An 11,910-nucleotide genomic window follows, 5' to 3' on the forward strand; every position below is an offset into this window, starting at 1 on the left:
GAGGGGGCCCCCCCTTCCCCTTTTCCCCACTTCTACAAGAAGTCTAATTAGTTGATGTTGGGAAAAATCACAAGTTTGAGGTTCTGTATCCCCACTTTCCCCTAGACTAGTGGCAGCAACCTTGTTCAAACTGGCTGAGGAAAGTGAACTTTGACTGAGACAAATAATTTAAACTCTACCCTCCAGAATGTCTCACGCAGGGAATTGCGGGATTTGGTGCGGACTCAGCTACAAATGCTCCTAGAAGCAGGCGACTTGCAGGGAGCAAAAGCTATTCTCGTACCTGTACAGCCTGCGGATATTGCCGAGGCAATTGAGGGTTTGCCAGAAGCGATGCACGCTTTGGCTTTTCGCTTGCTTTCTAAGGATGAAGCTATCGAGGTTTATGAGTATCTTGACTACACTGTTCAAGAACGATTAATCGAAGAACTTAAAAGTCAAGAAGTCCGGGATATTGTCGATCAAATGTCGTCAGATGACCGAGCCAGGTTATTTGATGAGTTACCGGCAAAAGTCGTTAATCGCCTCTTAGAACAACTAAGTCCAGCAGAACGCCAAGCTACAGCCCTGTTATTGGGTTATGAGGCTGATACTGCTGGGCGAATTATGACTCTAGAGTTCATTTCGCTCAAAGAAAACTTGACAGTATCTCAAGCCCTAGAGCGAATTCGCAACTTATCTAATGCCAGTGAAATGATTTATTATCTTTATGTCACTGATGTAGCAAGGCGGTTAACGGGAATTGTATCGTTGCGAGAATTGGTAACATCCCAGCCAGAAGAAATTATCGGTGAAATCATGACGCGTGATGTAGTGTTTATCAACACCGATACAGACCAGGAAGAAGTTGCCAGATTAATCCAAAGATATGATTTTTTGGCTGTGCCTGTGGTAGATCGAGAACAGCGTCTAGTAGGTATTGTCACTGTTGATGATGTAATTGATATTTTGCAACAAGAAACCACCGAAGATATCTATGCCTTGGGTGGTGGCGTGCAATCTGGAGGCGACAACTATTTTCAGATGGATTTATTAGAAGTTGCTCGCAAGCGGGTTTTATGGTTATTGGTTTTACTTTTGACCAACACTGTCACGGGAACGATTATTAAATCCCAAGAAGACATCTTAGCAAAAGTGGTAGCACTGACAGCATTTATTCCCTTACTTACTGGTACTGGTGGTAATGTGGGTGCCCAGTCTTCCACAGTGGTAATTCGGGGGATGAACACCGACGAAATTCGATCGCTTGGTTCATTGCAGGTAATTGGACGGGAGGCGATCGCAGGTGCTTTACTAGGAGGAATGTTAGGTACCATTGCCACTGTCTGGGCTTACTTTTTGCAAGGACGATTAGAAGTAGCGATCGCTGTAGGCACTAGTCTAGTAGCTATTTCTATTTTAGCTTCCGTCTCCGGTTCAGCACTGCCATTTTTATTTCGTTTCCTGCGTTTAGATCCGGCATTAATGTCAGCACCATTTATCACCACAGCAGTTGATGTACTCGGCGTTTTGATTTACTTCAACTTAGCGCGGATAATTTTAAAAATATAAGTTATGAATTATCAATTAAAAGTTAGGAGTTAGGAATTAGGAGTCAGGAGTTATGAGTTTGGAGTGAGGAGTTATGAGTTTGGAGTGAGGAGTTTGGAGGTGAAATTTTTTAATTCTTAACTCTTGACTGCTGATAGAACTCAAGAGGTGAATTTTTTTAACTCTTATTTTTTACTCTTAACTTTTAACTCCTAACTCCTAATTTTTAACTCCTAACTCCTAACTTTTAACTCCTAACTTTTAACTTCTAACCTTTAACTGTTAAATTTTATAATTCTGATGGCGTATCTGGAGCAATGATTTCGCCAGTACCCAATTGCAATATTAAATCCTGTTCCGTAATCAGTTCGCTGAGTTCCTTGACTTGCAAATTCATTTCTTCACAAGCTTGCCTGAGTTCTTGTGCAAATTTGTTGAGATCTTCACCATAGCCACATTGATAAGCAGCAGTTTCAATTCCTTGCTTGGCATTTGCTCTAGCACAATCTACTAGTTCTGTACCATGCAATGGTTTTGGAGATGCCATAGAGATAGTTATTTTTTCTTAAACGTTTGCTGATAAATATATTACCAATCTGTAAACATCAAATCCTCTCCCAAATGGAAGAAAATTAGGGTATCTTTCAGACTAGTCATTAGTCATTAGTCATTAGTCATTAGGCATTGGGCATTGGGCATTGTATTAGTAATTATTGTTGTTTTTATCAAACAAAATTCAGGAGTCAGTCGTCAGAATTCAGTTAGGTATTCTGTATGACTGGCGGATAGCGCAGCGTAAAGCCTGCGGTATGGCTTCGCTTAGAGCGACGTAGGAGCGTCTGAATAATCGGCGTTTTTGCACCCCCACCAAATTGAAAATTTGGTGGTCTTTAATCAGTCGCGGGTCTGAATCCCCGACTGATAGCGCAGCTAAGCCGTGTCCGCGTACCCCTCCGGGGAAGCAAGCTACGCGTAGCGTCTCGTAGAGAGCGTCTTTATTCTGACTCCTGAATTCTGAATTCTTCTTCAAATTTCCTGATTTTTAAAAGTAAACCTTGGATAGAATATTCCATCCAAGGTTTACTTTTTGCTTTGGCTCCCACTTGCCATTTGCAATTTTGGGTTTTTATACCCCGAATGCTTACCAAACGTACTTGTTAATAATAACAGTGCGGGGCTTGCCTGTTTTGTCCTCACACCTGACACAAGTTATTCACCTGACCACGAAAAACTAGTACAGAACTCTCATGTTCTGTATTTAAGTAAACTATGTATTGTCCAAGACTTTATCATCCTCTAGAGATAAAGCAAGTTGAAACGATCTCAACCTTAAGACATAAAATCAACTCAAATAAGGGAAGTCCAAAAAATAAATTATTCCACTTAAAGTCCTTGACTTTTGACCGTTGACGGTTGACAGTTAACGAGCAACACTCAACAATCTTCTATGGAATATTTTTTGACTCGGAAGTCCCTAATAAGCTATTACGCTGATAAATGACTTTTCTCTAGACACTGTTGTTGGTCAACAATGTACAACAATGCCTTGGACAAGTTAAGAAACTTGTAGTAATTAGCTCTCAATAGCTTGATAAATGCCAAAATACGCACTATATTGCTTTGCATTTTCGTTAATATTAATTTAAGCTGGTATTTCCGCAAAACTTTATAGTATTTTTTGTCAAGTTTCTCTAATTTGGTGAAACAATTTTTCATGATACTCATTTGTTGCAGAAAATTAATATTATTTAATTTTTGGCAAATGAGTAACTTGTTAAAGAAGTGACTGAGGATGTACCAGCACACTAAAGTAGTTTTTAGATCGCGATAGGTAGATATTATGGCAACACTAGATGTTTCTGAATTACAGCAGATTGATAAGTTTCGCCATCTGCAATCAACTCTACGCGATCGCTGGAAAACTATCGAGCTATTTGATAATAGTGAAGCTGATATTGTAATTATTCCTTCTTTGAGTATTGACCAGCGGGAACTCCAAAAAATCGAAGGCTGCGAACATTATGAAGAAAGATTACTATTTTCTTTGATTCGCTTGCGGAATCCCCGTACTAGACTGATTTATGTCACGTCAGTACCATTGCATCCCAGTATCATTGATTATTATCTACAACTTTTGCCAGGAATCCCCTTTTCTCACGCTCGCAATCGCTTGCTGCTACTTTCTACTTACGATTCCTCTCTAAAACCCCTCAGCCAAAAAATTTTAGAACGCCCCCGTTTATTAGAACGAATTCGTCAAGCGTTGAGGTTAGATAAATCATTTATGATCTGCTATAATTCGTCGGTTTTTGAAGGCGAATTATCTGTAAAATTGGGCATACCACTGTATGCTGCTGCGCCAGATTTGCAGATTTGGGGAACAAAAAGTGGTAGTCGGCAAATTTTTAGTGAAAGTGCAGTACCACATCCAGATGGAAGCGAAAAAGTATGGCATCACAGCGATTTAGCAGAAGCCGCTACTGATTTGTGGGAACGCCAACCGACATTACAAAAAATAGTAGTGAAACTAAACGAAGGTATTTCTGGAGAAGGAAATGCCCTACTAGATTTAAGATTGATTGAAGATGTCGCACCTGGTAAAAGTACTCATGCCCAAAGGGTAGCAGTAATTAGCGATCGCTTTTCAACAATGCGCTTTCAAGCAAAACAAGAAACTTGGGAGAATTTTTCGGCCAGAATTCCAGAATTAGGGGCCATTGCAGAAGCATTTGTGGAAGGAGAAATTAAGCGTTCTCCCAGCGTTCAAGGACGAATTACCCCCGGCGGTGAAGTGGAAATCCTCTCCACCCACGACCAAATTCTCGGAGGGCCAGACGGTCAAATTTATCTTGGTTGTAGCTTTCCCGCTGATGAAAGGTATCGATTGCAGCTACAACAATTGGGACTGCAAGTCGGCAGAAAGCTAGCCCAAAAAGGGGCGCTAGAACGATTTGGGGTAGATTTTATCGCAGTTGACAAAGGTAATGGACAGTGGGATATTCAGGCGATCGAAATTAATCTGCGTAAAGGCGGCACAACTCATCCATTCATGACCTTGAAATTATTGACTAACGGTCGCTATGACCTTTCTACAGGCTTATTTTACAGCCAGCAAGGCCGCCCCAAATACTACATTGCCACTGACAACTTGCAAAAAGACCGCTATCGGGGATTATTACCTAACGATTTAATGGATATTATCGCTGACTACAGACTGCACTTTGATAGCGGTACTGAAACAGGCACAGTCTTTCATCTTATGGGTTGTCTGTCTCAGTTTGGCAAGTTGGGATTAACCAGTATCGGTGATTCCCCCCAACAAGCACAAGATATTTATAACAAAGTCGTCAAAGTTCTCGATGAAGAAACCCGCAGTGAAAATCAGGTTTTCTCAGGGTTGTCAGATTACTCTTTTCCCGTGGCTTGGAATGAGTATACTTCAGAAAGTTGACTATTGAGTGTTGACTGTTGACTGTTCACAGTTAACAGTCTTCTGGTTATTTTGGTATTACTACAGCTTATGAAATATAATGTATTATAAATAATACAATTTGCAAACTACGGTAAAAGCATTATGTAATCCCTCGTCTCAATCAAATTCGGTTCAAGTGGCGAATATTGACTTGCTTATTCGTTTGATTTCGTCGCGAAATTATTTGATTACAGAAAAAAGGGAAGATGTCAAAATCTCAAAAGAAAAAAATGGCAACCAGTCGCGAGGTTTACCATCGCATTATCTGGGATGTGCGTCTTGATAGCAGTGCTTTTGTTGTTGGTTTTCAAGAACGTCTTTCATCTACAGGAATCAGAGAAAAACCTCTGGCACAATGGGTGACAGATGGTGATATTCCTTGGCATCGCATCCGCTATATCCGTTGTGGAGATGTGGTTGTTTGGGATCGGGAACAGCATTTAGATTTAATTTCCTCTGGAGAGTTACCTGCTGCGGCGTGGAAAAGCGAGACTAGAGAAAATCTAGGGGAGAAAGTTGTCACTATATTAGATAGCACAGCGATATTTACCCCGCGACCTGTTTATAAATACGATATCCAAGGTTGGCAAGTAGATACACAAAAAGCCGCAGCCGTCAATTTAGAAACTTTGGCGATCGCTACTTTTAACGTGCTTTGTGACCTTTACGAAAAGGAGAAAATCGCCACTGAAAAAAGATTACCAGCAATTATCGATCAATTACGTGAATGTAACGCCGATATTATCGCCATCCAAGAAGCAACACCAGCTTTATTAGAGTTGCTTTTATCACAAAATTGGGTACGCAATTATTACATCTCCGAATCTAGCACAGCCGCAACAGTGCGACCTTACGGTAATTTATTATTGTCGCGTCTGCCTTTTACACTCGTTGAGCATCAATTTTCTGGACACAAGCGGGTATTGGTGGGGAGTTGTGAAATTAACGGTCGATTATTGCACATTGCAGTGGTGCATTTAACCAGCGATTACGCCCAAAATGCCCTAGAAAAACGCCAGCAGCAACTAGCTACCATAATTGGATATCTGCAAAAGTTACCAGGAAATAGCTTGATAGCTGGTGATTTCAACACGCGAGGTAACGAACAAGAACAGATATTAATGGGTGCTGGATATATCGATATCTGGCAACAATTACATCCAGATGCAGCAGGTTATACATTTGACCCGCAACGCAACACCCTAGCGGCGTTGATGAGTTTAAAGGGAATACCAGTCAGGCTCGATCGCATTTTACTGCGAAGTCCAAACAATGATTGGCAAGCCCAGTCAATTCACTTGTTTGCTTGTGAACCGCTAGCAGGTACAGAAGGCAAAATTTATCCATCCGATCATTTTGGTGTTCGTGCAGTTCTTAAATTTGCCAAGTCTTTTCCAGCTTCCGCACTTAGTACAGTCCGTCCAGTTTATCAAAGTGCTGTAGTTGTAATTCCGCCAGACAATGTTTTACCTGCTATCCAAACCATCCGTCAGCGTTATGATGCCAGAGTTGAGCGTTGGATGGCTCACATTAATTTACTCTACGGCTTTCTACCGGAATCTTATTTTGCTGAAGCGGTGGAAATAATTGCCCCTGCACTTGCTCAAATACAACCATTTCAAATTACCTTAACTGACTTCCAAACATTTACACACCGCAAAAGTTCCACAGCTTGGTTGCGTCCTGTTGTCCAGCCAGAAAACGCATTGCATGAATTACAGGCGGTACTGGAAAATCTGTTTCCCCAATGTAACGAACAAAGCAGTAAAACAAAAGCAGGTTTTACACCCCACCTCAGCGTCGGACAATTCCCCAGTGAGGAAGCAGCTTTTACTGAGTTACCGCAATGGCATCCAGTTAGTTTTACAGTTGACTCTATCGCTTTAATTAGCCGTCGGGGTGATGAGCCTTTTGCGGTGAGATATATTGTGTATTTGGGACAAGGGGGAAGTGAATTAGGGGAGTTGGTTAAACAACTGGAACCCGCACTAACTCCAGCACAGCAATTACAGCGTGACACAGTGTTAGAAGTGGTGACTCAAGGTTGTGCAGAATGTTTGGGTTTTCAACCATCATTAGAATTATTGGGTTCGGCGCGCCTTGGGGTGCAAAGTCCCGCAAGCGATTTGGATGTTGTGTGTGTGATTCCAACTTATGTATCTGGGGAAACGTTTTTGACTAGCGTCCAACAACGATTGCAAGGATTGTGCCGCACTCAACTAATATTAAATGCACAAGTACCAGTACTGCGCCTGCAATTAGAAGGAATATCCTTAGATTTACTTTACGCAAGGATAGAAAACTACCAATTGGCGAGAAAAACTCCGCAAAACCTTGACCCAACTAGCTTAAAAGCTATTGTCGGTTGTTGGGAAGCAGATGTAATTACAGAGGTAGTTTGTCAATATGTATCGCTAGACACCTACCGCCAGCTATTGCGAACAGTACGCGCCTGGGCTAAAGCCAGAGATATTTACAGCAATACTTGGGGGTTTTTGGGTGGTTTCTCCTGGGCTTTACTCTGTGCTTTTTGTTGTACATTTGACAAAAAATTAGAAACGAGTATAGAGAAATTACTGGCTAATTTTTTCCAAATTTTGCATCATCATGATTGGCAACGGGCAATTGCTCTCACCGATGTAGGTAGACAATATCAGGTACAATCACCACGAGATTGGCTACCTATAGTCACATCAATAAAACCATGTCAGAATACTGCTCGTAATGTCACTTGTTCTACTGCACAGATACTCCACCGTGAATTTGCCAGAGGTGCAACACTAACTCAGCAAATTTTAGCTGGACAAGAAAAGTGGACAGCTTTATTTGAGCCAATCGAGTTACACCAAGAATCAGAAATATTCTTGATATTAAATGTGAGTAATCAAGATAATCACGAGCTAGAAAAATGCTGCGGTATTTTAGAAGGTTACATCATTGGTTTAATTATTCAGCTTGAGCAACTCGGTGTGTTTGTGCGACCTTGGACAGGTATTCAAAAGATGCAGAATACGGCGCGTGTAGTATTAGGTTTGCATCTTGTTGCTGATTGTGAAAGCACCACCATAGAACAGTTAGCGAGAGATTTTTTATCAAACAGAATTCAGAATTCAGGAGTCAGAATTCAGTTGGCTATTGTGTATGACTCGCTCTCAGCGTACCCCTGCTCTTAAGCAAGCTACGCGTAGCGTCTCTAAGAGACAGTTTTTATAAAGAAAAGCAAACATTGTCAAACAATTCTTGCCAGCTTAGATAATCTGAATACATAGAGGGTGAATAAAAAAGCTTAGATTATTAAATTATCGCCGCCTATGTATTTGCAAGTTTTCCCAAAGATTTGCAGCAAAAGTATGCGGCTAGTTTCAACATACTTGAGGACATCTAAAGCTGAATGATAGCAATTGGAAAATACTCCCAAACCCTTATGATATCTAGCTTTTTTCATGGGTGAATTTTGTTGCTTTAGCTTCCCGTAGGGTATGTATGAATTTTGAATTGATATGAGGTTGTTGGGTCAAAAGTACCATAGCTAAATATCAAAACATTTGGTGATGATGTAATTAGGGAACTCCAAAAAATAAATTATTCCAGCTAATGCCTTGACTCTTGATTGTTGACGGTTCACAGTTAACAGTCAACCGTCAACAGTCAAGGCTTCGACTCCGCTCAGCCTTGACCCTGAGCGAAGTCGTACCACTACGTGGAAGCAAGCTACGCGTAGCGGCGACCATAGGAGAAGGGTCAACAATCTTCTATGGAATATTTTTTTACTTGGAAGTCCCTTACCACTCAATACGGTTCGGTTAAAGGGAAAAGGGGAAAGGGGAAAGGTTTCAAATACATCCTTTACCCCTTACCCTTTAACCTTTTCCCAGACCACAAGGGAAGTTTATACTGCTTATCCGAACTGTATTGCCTTACCACTATCATCGATAAAAATCCTTACACCTTCTACTGAATGGTGATTACACCTAATTTTCATTGAGTGAAAACAGCAAAGCTAGATGAAAAAATAGTGAGTATTTTGCCATTCTGACAAGTCAAAAACAGCGCTCAAAAACCATAACGCCGAAATCAAGATAAATCAATATTGCCAGATTACCACAGGAGGCTGAGATGGAAATCTTCGATTACGTGATTTTAGGAGCCGGACTAGGTGGACTTTCGGCCGCAGCTTGTTTAACCAGACAAGGCTATCGAGTAGTAGTTTTAGAACAACATTATTTACCAGGTGGATGTTGCCACACCTTTGATTATGGAGAATACAGCTTTTGTGCTGATGTTCATTATATTTCTCAATGTGGTTCTGGTGAGACCATAGGGCAATTTCTTGACTATATTGGACGAGATGTACCTTTTAATAGTCTCGATCCTGACTGCGTCGATAGAGTCATTACACCAGAGGTGGATTTTAAAATTCCTTTGGGATGGGAAAATTTGCGATCGCGTTTACTTTCCACATTTCCTGAAGAAGCTAAAGCAATTAACAATTATTGCAATGAAATTCAACAACTCCACCAAGAAATTCGCAACTTGGTGCAGGAAGTACGCTGGTTTAATCGCAAATTCTCTGATTGGTTGAAGTTACCGAAATATCTTAATTTATTTTGGAAGCGCAATTGGACACTACAAGATTTATATAACCATGTGGGATTATCCCCCAAACTGCAAGCTGTTTTGGCCGGACAAAGTGGCGACTATGCACTACCACCCCAAGAAATTGCCCTACTCACCCACACTTCCCTAGTTTGGGACTACTCACAAGGCGCTTATTATCCCAAACATCACTTTAAACATTTTGTTGACACTATTGCAGATGTCATTACCACAGGTGGAGGTGTCATCAAGTACTCAAGCTCGGTTAACCATATTCAGGTTAGTAATGGTAGCGTTCATAGCGTACTTGCCGATGGCATTATCTATCGCGCTAGTAAAGCTTATATCAGCGACCTCGACCCCAAATTAACAGTAGAGTTGATGCACGATGCGGAAGCGTTGAGTTATAAAGAACGACAACGCCTTAGTCGTTACGAATACTCAGCTAGTGCCTTTAATATTTACTTGGGTTTAGATAGCCAATTCGATCCTCAACGCTACGGCATTGGTAATTGGAATATTTGGTATTATCCTACAGGCAACCTCAACCAAGAATATCAACAACAATTGCAGGGAGATCTAAGTCATCCGTGGATTTTCCTTTCGTGTCCGACGATGAAATCCAGCGAACTAGGCATAGCACCACAAGGACATCACGTTTTAGAGATTGCTACTGTTTGTTCATACCAACCGTTTGAATATCTGCATAAAACCGACCCAAAAGCCTATAAAGCCAGAAAACGGGAAGTTTATCAGCAGATGATGACAAGTGTGCGAGACTTGATTCCAGATGTGGACAACTACGCCCGAATGAAAGTTTACGGTACACCCACCACCAGCGAATTTTATCTCGGACAACCCCAGGGTAATATTTATGGTGCAAAATTAATCCCCAAACAAGTTGGTTTAAATCGTTTGGGATATGTAACGGAATTACCAAACTTGTTTTTAGTAGGGGCGAGTGCTGGGTATCCCAGTGTACCTGGTGTAATTGGTAATGGGATGGATGTAGTGGAACTGTTGACAGGGCAAACACCCCGGCAAAAAGTTGAAATCATCCAGCCTTTAGTGGGAGTTGGCTGATTAGTTTGTACGGTGACAAATCAAAAGTCACTGTATAGCAGACTTTTTGCAAAAGTCGGGAAAAGGAGGTGCATGTTTGGTATTTTCCCTTTCCCCTTTAACCCCTTCGGGGTTCGCCAGTCGCTCATGGGGGAAACCCCCAAGACCGCGCTGGCTCACCTTTTCTCTTTGACCACAAGAGTGCAAAAAGCACTCTTGTGCAAGAGGTCATTCTACAATCCACCTACTCAAAAACATAATTTTGAGCCACTTTCCAATAACGCGAAAACCGTTTCAAATCAATATAGCCATCATAATCAAAAAACGGTTCCACCTCTAAAATTTCCAATTTAATGGAACGCTCAATTTGATTGCAGATATCATCAAACTTGGGACTGGGACTATCTACTGTCACCACTAAATCTGCTTTTTGTTCTTCAGCAAAAGCCAAAATTTCTTTTACTACATCACCACGACGAATGACAACAGGTAACTCTAGCAAACATTCGTAAATAAAGGTCAAGCGTTTGAGACTAAGTTGCCATTCCTCAATCAAAGCTTCGTCCCAAACCCAAATAGCAGGAGTGCCAGGGTATTCTTGTAGTGCGGGATTATATGGACTGAGGCAGTCTCCATGTACCCAAACAATTGCTTTAGTCATCGGTCATTGGTCATTAGACTTGTTGCTTTAATCGATATTCAAGGATTTAAGGCCACTTCGTCTAAAAATAGCAGATTTTCAGCAGGAGTTTAAATCCCGACTGAAAATTTCTGTAATTTACCCATTATGTGGATTAGAGGTTAAAAGTACAGGACTAGGGTTACTACCGTAGCGTCTGTGAACAATAATTGCTGCTGAATTAGTTAACAAACAGGCGATCGCTAAAGACATCAAGATATATGTAGGAGCCATCACCACGCCAATCATAAACCACGAGTAGACGTGCAAAATCATCACGGAAGCGAAAAAACTGGCAATTGCCGCTGACTGCCAAATTTGATGTGATGGCCGACGTAATCCTGTTAAAACCATAGTTAAAATTGTCATCAGCAAATTTGCTGGTACAAGAAAGGCGCAAATAGTCACGCAGTTGGCGCGAGAGAATTCAGCTAAGGCGTTGAAATCGAACATCAAGATCCTGGGGATAATGTTAGAAACTTATAATTTAATGTAACTTATTTCTAAATAATGCAATTAACCTTAGCATATATCGAGAGTATGAAAAGGACAAATTTAACATTATTTAAAC

The 11,910-nt window shown here is 41.1% G+C and carries 8 protein-coding genes; 4 read left to right on the top strand and 4 right to left on the bottom strand.

Annotation, left to right across the window (positions count from 1 at the left end):
- Positions 1 to 150: 150 nt before the first annotated feature.
- A complete protein-coding gene (gene mgtE, locus GNE10_RS23920; protein WP_099071561.1) occupies positions 151 to 1,551 on the top strand; it encodes a magnesium transporter in 1,401 nt (466 codons plus the stop codon).
- A gap of 268 nt (positions 1,552 to 1,819) precedes the next feature.
- Here mgtE and GNE10_RS23925 read toward each other — a convergent pair whose 3' ends face one another.
- Together GNE10_RS23925 and GNE10_RS23930 are read right to left on the bottom strand one after the other, a co-directional pair.
- Positions 1,820 to 2,077 (bottom strand): hypothetical protein, encoded by a 258-nt coding sequence (locus tag GNE10_RS23925; protein WP_185567291.1) that lies wholly within the window; start codon positions 2,075 to 2,077, stop codon positions 1,820 to 1,822.
- Between the two features lie 210 nt (positions 2,078 to 2,287).
- On the bottom strand, positions 2,288 to 2,560 hold the full coding sequence (locus tag GNE10_RS23930; protein WP_185567292.1) for a hypothetical protein: 273 nt from the start codon (positions 2,558 to 2,560) through the stop codon (positions 2,288 to 2,290).
- Between the two features lie 810 nt (positions 2,561 to 3,370).
- Here GNE10_RS23930 and GNE10_RS23935 point away from each other — a divergent pair.
- The 3 genes from GNE10_RS23935 to GNE10_RS23945 all read left to right on the top strand — a co-directional run bounded on the left by GNE10_RS23935 (position 3,371) and on the right by GNE10_RS23945 (position 10,681).
- Positions 3,371 to 4,981: a peptide ligase PGM1-related protein gene (locus tag GNE10_RS23935; RefSeq protein WP_185567293.1), complete on the top strand. Its 1,611-nt coding sequence runs from the start codon at positions 3,371 to 3,373 to the stop codon at positions 4,979 to 4,981.
- Positions 4,982 to 5,208: 227 nt separating this feature from the next.
- Complete coding sequence (locus GNE10_RS23940) at positions 5,209 to 8,175, top strand: poly(A) polymerase (protein WP_185567294.1); 2,967 nt, start codon at positions 5,209 to 5,211, stop codon at positions 8,173 to 8,175.
- A gap of 943 nt (positions 8,176 to 9,118) precedes the next feature.
- The gene (locus tag GNE10_RS23945) at positions 9,119 to 10,681 is read left to right on the top strand and encodes an NAD(P)/FAD-dependent oxidoreductase (protein ID WP_185567295.1); all 1,563 of its coding nucleotides are present in this window, start codon (positions 9,119 to 9,121) and stop codon (positions 10,679 to 10,681) included.
- A gap of 223 nt (positions 10,682 to 10,904) precedes the next feature.
- Here the strand turns inward: GNE10_RS23945 and GNE10_RS23950 are convergent, their stop codons facing one another.
- Both GNE10_RS23950 and GNE10_RS23955 read right to left on the bottom strand, forming a co-directional pair.
- Entirely contained in the window at positions 10,905 to 11,321 is a 417-nt protein-coding gene (locus GNE10_RS23950) for a hypothetical protein (RefSeq protein WP_185567296.1), read from the bottom strand.
- A gap of 117 nt (positions 11,322 to 11,438) precedes the next feature.
- Positions 11,439 to 11,792, bottom strand: a complete 354-nt coding sequence (locus GNE10_RS23955; protein WP_099071554.1) for a hypothetical protein — start codon at positions 11,790 to 11,792, stop codon at positions 11,439 to 11,441.
- Positions 11,793 to 11,910 lie beyond the last annotated feature (118 nt).

This window comes from Nostoc sp. 2RC, from assembly GCF_014222165.1.
Classification (GTDB): Bacteria; Cyanobacteriota; Cyanobacteriia; order Cyanobacteriales; family Nostocaceae; genus Nostoc; species Nostoc linckia.